Annotated in this window: 15 protein-coding genes; 8 read left to right on the forward strand and 7 right to left on the reverse strand. The window is 60.2% G+C overall.

Going from position 1 to position 15,752, the window contains the following annotated elements; genetic code table 11:
* Window positions 1-20: 20 nt before the first annotated feature.
* The 5 genes from Q1A44_RS14985 to Q1A44_RS15005 all read right to left on the reverse strand — a co-directional run bounded on the left by Q1A44_RS14985 (window position 21) and on the right by Q1A44_RS15005 (window position 6,107).
* A complete protein-coding gene (locus Q1A44_RS14985; RefSeq protein WP_299626817.1) occupies window positions 21-737 on the reverse strand; it encodes a Hint domain-containing protein in 717 nt (238 codons plus the stop codon).
* A gap of 252 nt (window positions 738-989) precedes the next feature.
* The gene (locus Q1A44_RS14990; RefSeq protein ID WP_299626820.1) at window positions 990-1,355 is read right to left on the reverse strand and encodes a hypothetical protein; all 366 of its coding nucleotides are present in this window, start codon (window positions 1,353-1,355) and stop codon (window positions 990-992) included.
* Between the two features lie 184 nt (window positions 1,356-1,539).
* Window positions 1,540-3,894 (reverse strand): TRAP transporter large permease subunit, encoded by a 2,355-nt coding sequence (locus Q1A44_RS14995; RefSeq protein ID WP_299626823.1) that lies wholly within the window; start codon window positions 3,892-3,894, stop codon window positions 1,540-1,542.
* 74 nt (window positions 3,895-3,968) lie between these two features.
* Window positions 3,969-4,904 carry a TRAP transporter small permease subunit gene (locus tag Q1A44_RS15000; protein ID WP_299626826.1) on the reverse strand — a complete coding sequence of 312 codons (936 nt, stop codon included), beginning with the start codon at window positions 4,902-4,904 and terminating at the stop codon, window positions 3,969-3,971.
* Window positions 4,905-5,021: 117 nt separating this feature from the next.
* Window positions 5,022-6,107, reverse strand: coding sequence for a TRAP transporter substrate-binding protein (locus Q1A44_RS15005; RefSeq protein ID WP_299626829.1), 1,086 nt, complete (start codon window positions 6,105-6,107; stop codon window positions 5,022-5,024).
* 250 nt (window positions 6,108-6,357) lie between these two features.
* Here Q1A44_RS15005 and Q1A44_RS15010 point away from each other — a divergent pair, with 250 nt between their 5' ends.
* The 5 genes from Q1A44_RS15010 to ilvN all read left to right on the forward strand — a co-directional run bounded on the left by Q1A44_RS15010 (window position 6,358) and on the right by ilvN (window position 11,967).
* Window positions 6,358-7,806 (forward strand): cache domain-containing protein, encoded by a 1,449-nt coding sequence (locus tag Q1A44_RS15010; RefSeq protein WP_299626832.1) that lies wholly within the window; start codon window positions 6,358-6,360, stop codon window positions 7,804-7,806.
* Window positions 7,803-8,447, forward strand: coding sequence for a response regulator transcription factor (locus Q1A44_RS15015; protein WP_299626835.1), 645 nt, complete (start codon window positions 7,803-7,805; stop codon window positions 8,445-8,447). Before Q1A44_RS15010 ends, Q1A44_RS15015 begins: the two co-directional genes overlap by 4 nt.
* 49 nt (window positions 8,448-8,496) lie before the next feature.
* Entirely contained in the window at window positions 8,497-9,282 is a 786-nt protein-coding gene (locus Q1A44_RS15020) for a methyl-accepting chemotaxis protein (RefSeq protein WP_299626838.1), read from the forward strand.
* A 282-nt stretch (window positions 9,283-9,564) separates the two neighbouring features.
* Window positions 9,565-11,316 carry an acetolactate synthase 3 large subunit gene (locus Q1A44_RS15025; protein WP_299626841.1) on the forward strand — a complete coding sequence of 584 codons (1,752 nt, stop codon included), beginning with the start codon at window positions 9,565-9,567 and terminating at the stop codon, window positions 11,314-11,316.
* A gap of 90 nt (window positions 11,317-11,406) precedes the next feature.
* Window positions 11,407-11,967 carry an acetolactate synthase small subunit gene (ilvN, locus tag Q1A44_RS15030; protein ID WP_299626844.1) on the forward strand — a complete coding sequence of 187 codons (561 nt, stop codon included), beginning with the start codon at window positions 11,407-11,409 and terminating at the stop codon, window positions 11,965-11,967.
* A 10-nt stretch (window positions 11,968-11,977) separates the two neighbouring features.
* On the opposite strand, the gene Q1A44_RS15035 is transcribed toward ilvN, so the two are convergent.
* On the reverse strand, window positions 11,978-12,775 hold the full coding sequence (locus Q1A44_RS15035) for a helix-turn-helix transcriptional regulator (RefSeq protein ID WP_299626847.1): 798 nt from the start codon (window positions 12,773-12,775) through the stop codon (window positions 11,978-11,980).
* Between the two features lie 225 nt (window positions 12,776-13,000).
* Here Q1A44_RS15035 and Q1A44_RS15040 point away from each other — a divergent pair, with 225 nt between their 5' ends.
* The 3 genes from Q1A44_RS15040 (at window position 13,001) to Q1A44_RS15050 (ending at window position 14,956) form a co-directional block, all read left to right on the forward strand.
* Window positions 13,001-13,354, forward strand: coding sequence for a hypothetical protein (locus Q1A44_RS15040; RefSeq protein ID WP_299626850.1), 354 nt, complete (start codon window positions 13,001-13,003; stop codon window positions 13,352-13,354).
* Window positions 13,355-13,586: 232 nt separating this feature from the next.
* Entirely contained in the window at window positions 13,587-14,741 is a 1,155-nt protein-coding gene (locus tag Q1A44_RS15045; RefSeq protein WP_299626852.1) for an aromatic ring-hydroxylating dioxygenase subunit alpha, read from the forward strand.
* Window positions 14,738-14,956 (forward strand): hypothetical protein, encoded by a 219-nt coding sequence (locus tag Q1A44_RS15050; protein WP_299626855.1) that lies wholly within the window; start codon window positions 14,738-14,740, stop codon window positions 14,954-14,956. The genes Q1A44_RS15045 and Q1A44_RS15050 overlap by 4 nt, the downstream gene beginning before the upstream one ends.
* Here Q1A44_RS15050 and Q1A44_RS15055 read toward each other — a convergent pair.
* Window positions 14,953-15,750: a DUF2189 domain-containing protein gene (locus tag Q1A44_RS15055; RefSeq protein WP_299626858.1), complete on the reverse strand. Its 798-nt coding sequence runs from the start codon at window positions 15,748-15,750 to the stop codon at window positions 14,953-14,955. The two genes, Q1A44_RS15050 and Q1A44_RS15055, sit on opposite strands and share 4 nt — an antisense overlap.
* Window positions 15,751-15,752: the final 2 nt, after the last annotated feature.

Genomic DNA, 15,752 nt, shown 5'->3' on the forward strand with positions numbered 1-15,752 from the left:
ATAAGCTTTGCACGCGCCTTTTAGCTGGCGTGACGGTCGCCGATATAGGCAGGCACCATCCGCTGTGCGGTGATCCGGGGGACCCGCATTTCGGGGATGATCCGCTCGGACCCGTAGCGCGCCATGTAGGCGTTGTAATTGTCGAAGGTTTTTCGACCCGCCACGTCCACGAAGGATTCCGTTTGTGCGCCGTTGGCCAGGATCACCTCGTGCGCCTCGACCTCGACGTGGTAGACGGTAAAGCTGTTGCCCAGCTCCGCCATCGGCACCCAATCGATGCTGGCCCCGTTCACGAGGGCGGCGGCGTTGATCAGCATGCCGTCCAGCAGCATCGCGTGATCGCCCGTCACTAGCAGATCGGTGTGCGGCAGGCCCCCACCAAGGGCACCGGCGCGGATGCGGACGGGTTGGGCGCGATCCGGCAGGCGCATGTTGACGGCGGGGGTTTGGTGGGTCTGCTGGCCCAGCCATTTGACCGGTACGTGGCGGCCATCGGCGGTGGTGATCAGATCCCCGATGCGCAGGCTTTCCACCACCCGCTCGCCCGTTGGGGTGGCGATCAGCGTACCCGCGCCAAAGCACAGGTTGACCACAACGGCGTTCTCGCCCGATTGCGTGATGGGTTGTGTAATGGCTGTATTGTTAAGAGACGCGAACCCCTCGGTGGGGTCGAAGTAGGGGATATAGTAAAAATTTCCATCAGTAAAAATAGCGTAGTCTGCGCCGTCAAGTTCCATGGTGTAACCTGAATAGGAAACATTGGTAGCAATAAAATAATCAGTCGCAGTGTCCGCGTTCCCATCACCATCATCAAAAACATTGAAGTTAGTCGAGTTGTGAGTGAAATTTCCGGTCGGCGTCAATGTCGTCCCGATATCGTTCGCAGTAAAGCGAAGGTAAGCGTCAGAGGTAAATGTGGGCATCTTTGGACTTTCTCCGTTTAACGGCGTGTCGTTTACGGGCTGCGCGGTTGGTGGGTGTGTTTCAACCTATGGGTGGCAGTCTGGTAAATGGTTGGCAGAGCGCGATTCTGGGGTGGATTTCAGGTACGGTGATTGGGGGTCGCTTTCCCTGCAAAGATCGCGACCCGCAAACACGTGGATCACCCCGCCTGACGTGCCGAAATTGGTCTCGACGATCGGGTCGCCGTTTGAGGCAAAGCCGTAAAGTGTCGTGGTGCCGCCATTGGCGGACCATGTCAGGTCGTCCCCGATGGCGGTGCTGCCGTCCGCGCTCCCATCCGGTCCGTCGGTCAACGTGCTGACCGTACCGCTGGCAGGAAGGCTATATGTTGTCGAGCCGTCCGGCGCAGAGTTGAAGAAGTGGTAATTAGCGAATGTTTGATCATTTGGCATGTTGTGGGTCCCCACCCTGATTTTCTTAGCGATTCCGTGCCGTTGTCGGCACTGCGCCCCTTGGCCGTCACTTTAACCCCGTGTGCGATCCTGTCCAGTTCTTCGATGCTGGATCGTGCGGACATAACACGCAAAAGGGCGACCGCTTGGGCCGCCCTTTGTTTTTCCTAAATTCCGAATTTAATCAGTTCGGGATCAGGTCGGGGATGATCGTCACGATGCCGGGGAACGTCCACAGGAGTGCCAGCCCCGCCACCTGGATCAGCACAAAGGGGATGATCCCTCGGTAGATGTGCCCTGTGGTCACTTCCTTGGGTGCGACGCCCCGCAGGTAGAACAGCGCGAACCCGAAGGGTGGCGTCAGGAACGACGTTTGCAGGTTTACGGCAATCATGATCGTCACCCATTTGGGGTCGAACGTGCCCCCGTAGATGACCGGCCCCACAATCGGGATCACGATGTAGATGATCTCAAGGAAATCCAGCACGAAGCCCAGCACAAACAGCACCAGCATCACGATCAGGAAGACCGTGAATTCGTTGTCGAAGCTTTTGAGGAACTGCTGGATATAGTGCTCTCCGCCGAAGGAGATCACCACCAGGTTCAAAAGCTGCGAGCCGATGAGGATGGTGAAGACCATCGACGTGACCTTGGCCGTTTCCCGCACCACCGGCGTCAGCACCCCCGAGACATAGAGGATGTAGCAGCTGAACAGCAGACCAAAGAGCGCGTAGAGGTAGGCCGCGTAGGCCACGAAGAACGCGACCCAGGATTGGAACGACACGCCGTCCTGGTTGATCCTGAGATCGAAGTTCACCCCCACAAGGATACAGACGATGATTGCCAGCGTAGACCAGATGATCACCTTTGGGCTGCGGTCCTCGTCCTTGAGCTTGCGGTAGGCGGCGAGCATGATCGCCCCCCCTGCCCCGAGTGCGGCGGCCGGTGTCGGGTTGGTGATCCCGCCCAGGATCGACCCCAGCACGGCCACGATCAGCACCAGCGGCGGGAAGACGACCCGGATCAGCTCGTTCTGGGCGCAGCGTTTGACCCCCTCGACAACGCCATACATCGTCAGCGCGAAGGGGATGGCCATCAGCACGACCCAGACGCCGGGTGAGGTTGTGGGGCTGAGCAGGATGATATCCACAAGCAGCGCCAGCACGACCCCGACCCCGCCGATCAGCAGCGGCTGTGCCTCTTGGCTGGGGGCGATGCCCCGGGCTGTCGTCATGATCAGCCCCATCAGCACCAGAAGGATGGCCGTGCCTGTCCCGATGGGGGCTGCGGCGGCAATCTTGGCCTCGACGGCGGCGGCGAACTCTTCTTCCGTCAGCCGTTCGGATTGTTGCAGGCCGCCAGCGGCGTTGATGTCGACCTGTTGGGCGACAGCGGCATCCCAGGCCTCTTGCCCGTGCAGTTCAATCATGGCGGCCTGACATTCCTCGCCCACATTGGTCCGCAAGCTAGCGCTTTCGCCGATGTCGGAGAAGGCCGAGACTGTTGTTGACTGGCTGCCCACCACGTTGAGGTTGCCCAGCAGGATGGTGCCCACGATGATCAGGACGGGTGCGCCCAGGAACCATGTAAACGCCTCGCTGCGCGTGATCGGTTCGGCATTGGTGGAGCCCATGGGCACCGCGGGCGCCTTGTCGGGGTTCAGCAGTGCGTAGCCGAAGGCGTAGAGCGCATAGAGCAGCGCGAGCATGATCCCCGGCAGAAGGGCCGCCTGGAAGAGCGTGCCCACGGAGACCACCGCAGGCTCACCCAGATAGGTCAGCGCGTCGGTACAGCCCTGCGCTTGGGCCCGTGCCTCTTGCGCGGCGGAGTAGAGATCTCCCGCCAGCGTGCCCAGCAGAACGATCACGATAGACGGCGGAATGATCTGCCCCAGTGTGCCCGAGGCAGCAATGACCCCGGTTGAAAGCTCTGGTGAATATCCGTTTCTAAGCATCGTCGGCAGTGCGAGCAGCCCCATGGTCACAACGGTCGCCCCCACGATGCCTGTCGAGGCGGCCAGGAACGCGCCCACAACCACAATCGACACGGCCAGACCGCCCGGCAGTGGGCCAAAGACCCGCGCCATGGTCGTCAGCAGATCATTGGCGATCTTGGAGCGTTCCAGCGTGATCCCCATGAGAACGAACATCAGGACCGCCAGCAGCGTCTCGATCGACTGGCCCGCAAGCACCCGCTCGTTCATCCGGTTCACAACAAAGGAAACGTTCCGATCGAGGGCGACTTCCCAGCCTTTTGGAAAGACCGGCTCGCCTATGCGCGGCAGGTCGGGATACCTGAAGATGCTGATCGCATCCGCCTTGACCCCGCTGTTCACAAGATCGCGGTAGGCCGCGCTGGATTGGTCAATCGCCTGGTGGATCAACAGCCCCGCACTGTCCAGCGACGCGATGATCCCGAAGGAGATGACACCGGCCCCGCCGATGGCAAAGGCCACCGGAAAGCCCGAGAGGATGCCCCCAAAGAGGCAGACGAATACGATGATCAGGCCGATCTCGACGCCATCAAGTCCAAACAACATGGTTTTCTGCCCCTACTTCTGACTTTGGGTGGCGGGCCGGTTCAGCGGCCCTGCGGTTGTGGTTTGGAAGGTCATCAATGCGCCCCCTCGTAGGCTTCTTCGCCTTCGCCCAGGCTGTCCCGGTCCATGTATTTGCCGGCACTTTCCTCGCCCTCTTTCCATTCGAGATACGAGCGGTAGAAGAAGGCAACGGCCTGGATAAAGACGAGGGCCGTGAAGGTGACCAGCAGGATCTTGAACAGGAAGTAGCCGGTAAATCCGTTAGGGCTGAACCCGATGGTTTCCACGTTCCATCGCAAGGCCCGCGATTTGAGCAGCAACCGATCCAGCGTGTCGGAGGCCGATGGGTTTGGCACGATCAGGTGCCGCCAGAGGAAGAACCAGCCATACATCCAGATCAGCACGGCAGCGGGCATCATGAAGAAGAGCGCGCCGAACATGTCGATCATCCGCTTGGCCCGGTGGCCAACGGCGGAATAGATCAGGTCGACCCGCACGTGGCCGCCCTGCACGAAGGTGTAGGTCACGCAGAGACACACGACCATGGCGTTATACAGCTTCAGCTCTTCGGCGAACCACGAGATGTCGAATTGCAGCGGGATACCGAACCCGAACGAAATGTCCGGCCGGGTGAAAATCCGCTGCATGAACACGATGATGATCTGTTGCAGCACCATCAACAGGCCCGCCCAGGCAAAGAGCCGCCCGGTACCGTTGGCCAGCCCTTCGAGGACACGCACAACGCCCCAGAGGAACTGGTTGCGAATGATCCCCACGATGGTGATCACCAAAACGATGGCCATGATGGCAAAGAAGAATTCTGTCGATCCGCCGTAATAGACGAAGCGCATCAGGGATTCCTTGTTGGTCCAGTCCAGCCACAGGCCCGGATGCGTGATCGCGTAGGCGATGTTGTAATAGGCCATCGCCAGTTCTTGCAGGACCCAGACAACGCCCCCGCCCAGAGCGGACAGCATCTGACCGAATGATACGGCACCTTCGTTTTCCATGGAACTCCCCCGTCAAGTTTCAGACAAGACTTGCACGTCCGACATACTTGGGTCTTCTAAATTCTTCAAAAGGCCCCCCGAACTGCTCGGGGGGCCTCTTTCTTGTCGTGGATCGGCTTAGCCGCCCAGCACGCGCACGCGCTGTTGGACATAGTAGCCGTCGGACTTGTTGATCCAGCTTGCCGAGTTGGCCAGGCTTTCCTCGAACGAGGCGCGGATGTCGGCAAAGATGGTGTCGCCCATGTTCTCGTCCATGACCTCGGCAGAGGCCGCACCGAACGCATCCCAGACATCGTCGGAGAATTGCAGGGTCTTGACGCCTTGCTGTTGCAGACGGGCCAGAGCGGCACCGTTGTTGGCCAGTGTCTCGGACAGCTGGTAGTATGTGACCGCGCGGCTAGCGCCTTGCAGGATCGCCTGGTGCTGTGGCGTCAGGTCGTTCCAGACGTCGAGGTTGACGTTGGCCGACAGGGCCGAACCTGGCTCGTGGAAACCGGCGGTGTAGTAGACTTTGGCCACTTCCTGGAAGCCGGCGCGTTCGTCAGCCATCGGGCCAACCCACTCCAGACCGTCCAGAGCACCGGACGACAGCGCCTGATACAGTTCACCACCGGGGATGTTCTGAACAGAAGCGCCCAGTTTACCCAGCACCTTGCCGCCCAGACCGGGCATACGGAATTTCAGACCGTTGAAGTCAGCCGCCGAGTTGATCTCGTTGCGGAACCAGCCACCGGACTGCGAACCGGAGTTACCCGCCAGCAGGCCTTTGAGGTTGAAGATTTCGCCCAGGCTGTCGTGGGCCTCTTGGCCGCCGCCATGCTCGTACCAGTTGGTGACTTCCTGTGCTGTGCCGCCGAAGGGCACAGCCGTGAAGTAGGCGTAGCCTGGGTGCTGACCGATGAAATAGTAGTCTGCCGAGTGGTACATGTCTGCCTGGCCCGAGGACACGGCGTCAAACACTTCCAGCGCGCCAACAAGCTCGCCCGGGGCTTTCTTGTCGATGGTCAGGTTGCCGTCGGACATGGCCGAGACAAAGTTTTCCAGATAGGTGGCCGCGTCATCCAGAACCGCAAAGCCGCGGGGCCAGGATGTGACCATTGTCAGGGTACGCTTGCCTTGGGCATAGGCCGGAGCGGCCAGCGTGGATGCTGCGGCAGCCGTGCCACCGAGCGCAGATGTCTTCAAAAAAGAACGACGATCCATAGAGATATTCCTCCCATAAGTGATACCTGCCCTGCATGTCGCGGGCGTATCGTTTCGAGTGTCGCCACCCTAGCGATGGGCTTTGCAAAGGGAATACCTAGTACTGCGTAGAAATGCGGCCAATCCGCGATTTTGGTCAGATTTACGCACCAATTTCAGGCACTCATCGCAAAACTGTTAACCTGTTAGCGCCCTGACTTTTGCCCCTACCCCTTTGATTCGCGCCCGGTTCGTCGTATCGAATCGCCTCATGCGTTCCGTACTGTCCTTTCCGCGCCTGAGTTATGGCCAAAAGCTGTCCCTGGTGGCAGGCATCCCGCTGATCCTGGCGGTGGCAGCCATTGCCGTGCTGGTGGGCATCCAGTCCCGCGCCCTGGCCGAGCGCGAGATACAGGCCCTTGAGACCCAGCTTATCGAGGCCAAGAAACGTGAATTGCGCAACTATGTGACCCAGGCCCGCAACGGCTTCTACTTTATCTATGGCTCTGCCGCCCCCGACGATCAGGAGGCCAAGGATCAGGTTGCCCAGATCCTGTCGGCGATGATTTACGGCGATGAGGGGTTCTTCTTTGTTTATGATTATGATGGCACCAACCTGGTGAACCCCCGCCAGACCGAGATGATCAACAACAACCATCTGGAGCTGACCGACAGTACCGGCACCGCCGTTGTGGCCGAATTGATCCAGATTGCCCGTCAGGGAGATGGGTATTTGACCCATCTGTGGCCCAAGCCCTCGAACGGGCAAGAGGCCGAGATGATCACCTATGTGACGTCCTTCCCGTCCTGGCGTTGGGCCGTTGGCACGGGCGTGTTCATTGACGATGTGCTGACCTCGGTGGCTGCCGCCCGCGCCGATGTGGAGGCCCGCGTGCAGCGCACCTTCTATTACATCTCTGCCATTACCCTGACCGCCCTTCTGCTGGTCTTTGGCTCTGGTATGGCTTTGAACATTCGCGAACGTCGTCTGGCCGATGCCAAGCTGAAAAAGCTGACCGAACGCGTCTTTGACGCCCAGGAGGAAGAGCGCGGTCGCGTGGCCCGAGAACTGCATGACGGGATCAGCCAGATATTGGTCGGCGTCCGCTATGCGCTCGACACCACACGCCGCCGACTGGACAAGGGGCAGGACAATGCCCGCGCGCCGCTGGAGCAAGGCATCGACAATCTGGGTTCGGCCATCTCCGAGGTCCGCCGCATCAGCCGCGATCTGCGCCCGGGCGTGCTGGATGACTTGGGCCTTGGTCCGGCTTTGAAAACCCTGGTCGAAGAGTTTGGCCAGCGCACCGGCATCCAGACCGAATTTCAAACCGTTGTCTTTCGCAACCGCCTCGACAGCGAGGCCAAAATCGCCCTGTACCGCATCGCACAGGAGGCCCTGACCAATATCGAGCGTCATGCCGCCGCCACCCGTGTCACCGTCGATTTGCGCGGCCACAAACGGGGCGCGACCCTGCTGATTTCCGACAATGGCTCGGGCGTGGATCCCGCCCGCCGTCGCCGCGCCTCGGGCATCGGTCTGCGCAACATGCAGGAACGGATCGAACAGTTGGACGGGGCGTTTCGCATCCTGTCCGCCCCGGGTGGTCAGCCCGGCACTATGATCGAGGCAACCGTCCCCCTCACCCACCTGCTGCCGCCCGAAGAAACGGCACAGTCCAAATTACAGACCAAGCCCAAGGAAAGCGTGCGCGCATGACCCAGCCCATCCGTGTTCTGATCGTGGACGACCACCCGATGGTCGCCCAAGGCATCCAGTCCGTCATCGAGGACAACGCGGGCATCACCGTCGTGGGCACCGTTGGCAACGGCCGGGCCGTGCTGGAGCAGTTGGACACACTGGACCCCGACGTGATCCTGATGGACCTGAACATGCCCGAGATGGGCGGCCTGACCGCGACCGAACTGGTGTTGGAGCGCCGCCCCGGCACCCGCATCCTGATCCTGTCGATGCATGACAACCCCGAATACATCGCCTCGGCCCTCAGCCACGGGGCGATGGGTTATGTGTTGAAAGACGTGCCAACGGACGAGATCGCCGAAGCCATTGAAACCGTGATGCGTGGCGAGCGCTATTTGTGCACGGGGGCCGAGGGCGCGATTGCGCCCAAGTCAGGCGATGTACCGGGCGCACTGACGGGGCGCGAACAGACGATCTTGCTGCAACTGGCGCAGGGGCTGTCGAACAAAGAAGTCGCGCTTGCTTTGGACATTTCGGTGCGCACGGTCGAGACCCATCGCAAGAACATCAAGCGCAAGCTTGGCATTTCCTCGACCGCTGGCTTGACCCGCTACGCGTTGGAACATGGGGTGCTGCAAGGCACGGGAAATCCACTGTGACGGACCCGCGCTAACTGATTGTTCATGTTGATCTGGTTGGGTGCGAAATATGAGCCTCGCCCCCCTTCCCGCTGCTCGGCAGCCCCGTTCAGACGATGCGCTGTTCGCCAAACGGCGCGCCGCCATTGATTTGCTTGCGACCAGTCGGGCCCGTGCAATCCGTTCGGCATTGTTCGGCAGTTATCTGCTGCGCCAACACCCGACCAAACCCGAAAGCGAGGAGACGCGAACGCAGTGGCGCGCGATTTTGCAGGAGCAGTGTGACGCTTTGGAACGGGCCAGCATATTGGTCAAAGGGTCGGATCCTCTTGACCAAGTGCCCAAGGACATCTGCGACTGGATCGGGGCACGAGGCGCAGACCTGCCAGAACAGACCGCCGCGTTCGAGCGGATGCACAACCTGACCCGCGCCGTAGTTGATGCGGCCAGCCGTGACGATGTGGACGCCCTCGATGCCGCCCTGCAAGCGCATTTCGCCTTTGGCCGCGGCGGTTTCTTTGAGTCGGTATCGGAGTTTTGCGATGATCTTTGGAGCGCGCTTGATGCCGCGCGCGACCGCGAGATGAAAAAAGCAGCCGCGACAGGCGGCGCGATCGCGACCACGCTGACCAGATTGGAACAAATCGGCAGGCACGTCCGTCTGGTATCGCTCAATGCCTCGGTCGAGGCCGCGCGCGTCGGCGATGCGGGCCGCGGCCTTGGCGTTATCGCGGTAGAGTTCAAAACACTGGCAGAAGAAATCCAACATCTCTCGTTGACCGCGCGCCGCGACATGGCGAACAGGTCACCGGAAGAACCCTATACCGGTCCCGATCGCCGAAAATCGCCCATCTGATTTGCCGTTCTTTCGCCTGGGGCAGGTCAAACGCAAGAAAATGTCCCATTTTTTTCGGTTTGGGAAACATTTTGCTCCGTTTTGCCTGTTGACGCCCTTTTTGCACGCGCATAATGTCCGCCCACGCAATGAAAGGGCCTTTTGGTCAATGACACCTCTAGTCGTCATCGTAGGACACACGCGCATGGGCCGGTAACGGTATACCAGATCTGATCCCATGCGCCCCCGAAACCCGGGGGCTTTTTTTTGCTTGAATGAAACCGCAACTCGGAGCACGCGGATATGACACGTCAAATGACCGGAGCGAAAATGGTCGTCCAAGCCCTTATTGATCAGGGCGTCGACACGGTATTCGGATATCCCGGTGGCGCTGTGCTACCGATTTATGACGAGATTTTTCAACAAAACTCGATCAAACACATCCTGGTGCGTCACGAGCAGGGCGCCGTTCACGCCGCCGAAGGTTATGCGCGTGCCACGGGCAAGCCGGGCGTGTGCCTTGTGACCTCTGGCCCCGGTGCGACCAATGCGGTGACCGGCCTGACCGACGCGTTGATGGACAGCATCCCGATCATCGTGCTGACGGGCCAGGTGCCCACCTTCATGATCGGCTCGGATGCCTTTCAGGAGGCTGACACCGTCGGCATCACCCGCCCCTGCACCAAACACAACTGGCTGGTCAAAGAGACCGACAAGCTGTCGGGCGTGATGCATGAGGCGTTCCATGTGGCCACCGCGGGCCGTCCCGGCCCCGTTCTGGTGGACATTCCCAAGGATGTGCAATTTGCCACCGGCGCCTATCAGGCCCCCAAACCCTCGACCTCGCATTACCAGCCGCAGGTCAAGGGCGACATGGAAGAGATTACGGAACTGGTCGCCGCTCTTGAGACGGCCAAGCGCCCGATCTTTTACACCGGCGGCGGCGTGATCAATTCGGGGCCCGCAGCCAGCCAGCTTTTGCGTGAATTGGTGGATGCGACCGGCTTTCCCATCACCTCGACCCTGATGGGTTTGGGCAGCTATCCCGCCAGCGGCAAACACTGGATCGGGATGCTGGGCATGCACGGCCTTTATGAGGCGAACATGGCGATGCATGACTGTGACCTGATGATCAACATCGGGGCGCGGTTCGACGACCGGATCACCGGGCGGCTGGACGCCTTCAGCCCCAAGTCGAAAAAGGCGCATATCGACATTGATCCATCGTCGATCAACAAGGTGATCAAGGCGGATATCCCGATTGTGGGCGACGTGGCCCATGTGCTTGAGGATGTCCTCAAGGTCTGGAAATCGCGCGGCCGCAAGACCAATGCCGCGGCTGTCGCCCAATGGTGGAGCAAGATTGAAGAGTGGAAGGCTGTGGATTGCCTGAAGTTCAACCAGTCCGGCAAGACCATCAAGCCCCAGCATGCGCTGGCCCGTCTTGAGGCCCTGACCAAGGATCACGACCGCTATGTCTGCACCGAAGTGGGCCAGCACCAGATGTGGGCCGCGCAATACCTGAACTTTGAGGATCCTAATCGCTGGATGACTTCCGGCGGTTTGGGCACCATGGGCTATGGCTTCCCTGCGTCCATCGGCGTGCAGATGGGCCATCCCGAGGCCTTGGTGATCAACGTGGCGGGCGAGGCGTCGTGGTTGATGAACATGCAGGAACTGGGCACGGCGATGCAGTTCAACCTGCCCGTCAAACAGTTCATCCTGAACAACGAACGGTTGGGTATGGTGCGCCAGTGGCAAGAGTTGCTGCACGGCGAGCGGTATTCGCATTCGTGGTCGGAAAGCTTGCCTGATTTCGTGAAGCTGGCCGAGGCCTTCGGCGCGAAGGGGATCATTTGTTCGGACCCCGATGACCTGGACGATGCGATCATGGAGATGATCAATCACGATGGTCCGGTCCTGTTCGACTGTCTGGTGGAAAAGCATGAAAACTGCTTCCCCATGATCCCGTCGGGCAAGGCCCATAACGAGATGCTGCTCGGTGAAGCCGATACGCAAGGTGTGATTGATGCAAAAGGGTCGGTCTTGGTGTGACGTCGTTTTCCGATCATCGGAAAACAGGCCGGAAACCGTGTCGGTTTCCGCAACCGCCCCAAACCACGGCCACAGCAAGGAAGATAGACTATGTCAGCCCTAAAACTCAAAAAAGGCTCCACCAGCCACTCCGCATACAACCTACGTCCCACCTTTTCGGACACGGTTGAAAAACACACCCTCGCCGTTCTGGTCGAAAACGAGCCGGGTGTTCTGGCCCGCGTCATCGGCCTGTTTTCGGGGCGCGGCTACAATATCGAGAGCCTGACCGTGGCCGAGGTCGATCATCAAGGTCACCTCAGCCGCATCACTATCGTCACCACCGGCACGCCGCAGGTGATCGAACAGATCAAGGCACAACTGGGCCGCATCGTATCTGTGCACCGCGTCCACGACCTGACGGTCGAGGGGGCATCGGTCGAGCGTGAATTGGCCATGTTCAAAGTGTCGGGCCAGGGCGAAAAGCGGGTCGAGGCCTTGCGTCTGGCCGATATTTTCCGTGCCAACGTGGTCGACAGCACCCTGGAAAGCTTTGTCTTTGAAATCACCGGCGCACCGGAAAAGATCGACGCCTTTGCCGACCTGATGCGCCCCTTGGGTCTGACTGAAGTGGCGCGCACTGGCGTGGCGGCCCTGCCCCGCGGCGACTAAGTCGCGGCGATCAGGCGAAGGCCTCGTCGGGTTGCAGCAAGCGTTGGTGGAAGGGCAACAGGTCTTCTACCGCGCAATAGCCGCCTGAGCGGCTGGCCGCCTTGGCCAGTCCAAAATCATGCCCCAGATGCTCGTAGACCATGCGCACGACCCGTTCTGTGCCGGCCGTTTCGCGCATGGTTCGGGCGACATACCCAACCCAGTAATTGTTCTCGAACGACGTCACGCGGTTGAGGAAGTTATATGAGCCCGTCATCGTGCCGCGCCGTGAGATCACGGCACCCACGCCGTCCTCTTGCCGCATGACAAGGCCACGAAACTCGCGGGCATCCCGGGTCATGGGCAGCCCTTGCGAATGCATCGCCGCGCGCGCCTCAAAGCCGCGAATAAACGTCCCTTCATCACGCCGAAACACCCAAACCAACCCCAGCACATATCGCCCCTGATCCAGAAAACTGCGCCGGGAAAAGCGGTAAAATCCGGAAGGAAAGAGGCTTTCGGGCACATTCCTGACACCGTCCCCCACATAGTCCTTGAGAAACGGGCCGCCAAGCGGATCGTTGCCGTGAGCAAGGTTTTCAACCGGTTCCAACAGGACCCGTGCGTCAACGTCAAAGAAATGGCAAATGCGCGCCAGAACGTCCGGCCGCGGAAAGCTTTCGCCCGACAGATAGCGATTGAATTGGGTCCGGTTGATGCCCAACTGGCGCGACAGTTCGGATATCGAAGGATAGGCCTGCGCCAGACTGCGCAAGTTGGAGCCGAACATACTGCGCAACTCCGAAGGTGATCTGCGCGCAATGGACATGTGCTATTCGCCGTTCGTTAGTATTGAGTCCTGAAAAACTGGCACTGGTCTGAACTGGTCTGCTTTGCAGCAAAACATGATGCGAAATAGCGTCACACCTGACGCGATAAAGCCCTGATACGATACCGTTATGGACACAAAAAGCAAGTGAACGTTGCTGAGTTAACCATGTCATATCAACACGCAATCAGGTTTGATGCTGGTTAAGCAACCAAGAGTGGAAACATGATCGGCGTTATTCTCTGGAGCGATGCAGACGACCACAAGGCCGTCATCTGGTGCGAAGACCAGGGTGACCTTGCATTCCTGTCGGAACCCGACAGCATTCATCTGCCCGATGCGTTTTTCGAAGTGGGCGAGTTGGTTGAATTTGACGTGTCTACCCGTCGCAATCTGCGCCTGGCCCACAATACCAGCCGCCTGGGACATTCCTGTGGTACCGCCTTGGCGGATGATCTGCAATCAGTGGCGCGCCCGCGGACACGGTCGGACAACCAGGCCAAGATCCTGCCCTTCCGCCTTGATACCAGCAGACGCCCCACCCCTCCGCCGCAGCCGGTTCAGCGTCGTCGAGGATAAGCCCCCACGCCAAATTGTTTGGGGCCGCGCCACGGCCCATGGACGAGGCCCGATTTTGGGGTATCCGCATGTGATTTGTTCGGCGGGAACCCGCTTGGCCCTTGCTGCGCAGACACTCGCCCGCTGCCCTTCGTATACGCACTAATGTCGCAACCGGAAAATTCGGGTCGAAATTGCGCATGCGGTGTCGCCCTGACTCTCTAGGCTGTTATCACAGCCATTGGAGGGCCTTATGGATCACACTGACCTCAGCGCCGTGCGCCGACCGATCGGATCAGCCAATGGGCTACCCAATGCCCACTATACGGACCCGTCTGTCTTTGCCGAGGAACGTACCGCCTTGTTGATGTCCGGCTGGGCCGGATTGGCTGTGGCCGCTGACGTGCCCGAGCCGGGTGACGCCCGCCCCCTCACCTTCCTGGAGATGCCCTTGTTGCTGGTGCGCGACAAATCCGGTCAGGTCCGCGTGTTCCAGAACATATGTCGCCATCGCGGCATGATCCTGGTCGATGCCCCCCGCAAGATCGAGGGTGCCATTCGCTGCCCCTATCACAGCTGGTGCTATTCGACCGAAGGTCGGCTGGTCTCGACCCCGCATGTGGGTGGGCCGGGCCAGAACACGGCAGACGGCATTGATCGCAGCCTTTTGGGCCTGATCGAAGTGCGCAGCCACATCTGGATGGGCGTTGTCTGGATCAATCTGTCGGGTGATGCGCCTTCTTTTGAAGACGCAAATGCCGATCTGCTGGCCCGCTGGTCGGAATTTGACAAACCCCTTTATCACGGTGGCGCAGACAGCCGGTTCCAGTTGGAGGTCGCGTGCAACTGGAAACTGGCCGTCGAGAATTATTGCGAGAGCTATCACCTGCCCTGGGTCCATCCCGGTCTGAACAGCTATTCCCGGCTGGAGGACCATTATCACATCGAGGCCCCTGATCGTTTCTCGGGCCAGGGCACCTGGGTGTACCGCCAATTGACCGGCGAAGACGGCAAGACCTTTCCCGATTTCGAGGGATTGAGTGACAAGTGGGACACCGCCGCCGAATATATCACGGCCTATCCCAATGTGCTGTTGGGCGTGCACCGCGATCATGCTTTTGCCATCATTCTGGTCCCCAACGGGCCAGGCCAGACGACCGAGCATGTGCATCTCTACTACGCCCAGCCCGACACAGACCCCGAATTGCGCGCTCGCAATACTGCGCAGTGGAAAGAGGTGTTTGAAGAGGACATCTTTGTCGTGGAAGGTATGCAGCGCGGCCGCCATGCGCCGATGTTTGACGGAGGCCGGTTTTCGCCCGCAATGGATGGGCCGACCCACCTCTTTCACGCCTGGGTCGCGGCCCGTATGGAGGCCCATCGCAGCCAGCCCCGCGCTGCGGAATGAGTGACCTCGACGCCCGTTTGCTTGCGGCGCACGAACAGAGCGATGTTGCGGTGCTTGTGGCGCTTTATCGTGAGGCGGCAGATGTGGCAAAGGATGAGGAGACGCGCGGGTTCTACCTGACCCACGCCTATATATTTGCCTTGGAATTGGGCCACCCGGATGCGCCATGCCTGCGTGCCCGGCTTGTTGAAATGGGGCGCGAAACCCCGCTTTAGCGGGCGCCGTCTGCCATTTGGGCATAAATGTGCCAGGACGCGTGCCCCAGCCAGGGCAGCACGATCAGCAACCCCAGGAGCGCCGGCAGGATCGCCAGAAACAGCAGCACGACAATCACGATGGCCCAGGACAGCATGGGCACGAAATTGTCCCGCACGTGGCCCGCACTGGTCAGGATCGCCGTCATGGCGTCCACCTCGCGCGCCAGGAGCAACGGCAGGCCCAGCACGCAAAATGCGTAAAGCACCATGGCAAAGATGCCGCCGACGACCGAGCCCAGGCCAAACATCATCAGCCCATCCACGCTGAGGAACACATCGACCGAGGACATGATGTTCGTCATGGGCCGCAGCCCGAGAAAGAGCGCAAAGATCATGTGCCCCAGAAAAAACCAGAACAGCAGCGCGACGACAATCATCATCGACAGCCACGGCAGTTGACGCATCCGTTCGGCCCAAAGCCGCGCGGCCACGGCGCTTAGGCTGACATCCTGGCCGGCCCCGATCCGCCGCGATACTTCGTAGGTGCCAAGCGCGCAGAGCGGAGCCACCAGCGGAAAGCCAAAGACAGCGAGGATCAGCCAGAAGGTGTGCCCGGACCAGACCGTGATCCCGGCCAGCAGCCATCCCGCCAGCACAGCCGCAAGCCCCGTCAGCAACCCAAAGGCGGGGGCGGCCCGAAAGTCGGCCCAACCTGCACGCAAGGCCCGGCCGATGAACCCCGGCAAAGGCGGCGCAATGGGCGGCACGCCGGGCGGCAAGCTTGGCATCGGATTTGTCGTGATCGCGGTCATGG

Origin of the sequence: uncultured Tateyamaria sp. (assembly GCF_947503705.1) — a bacterium.
Taxonomy (GTDB): domain Bacteria; phylum Pseudomonadota; class Alphaproteobacteria; order Rhodobacterales; family Rhodobacteraceae; genus Tateyamaria.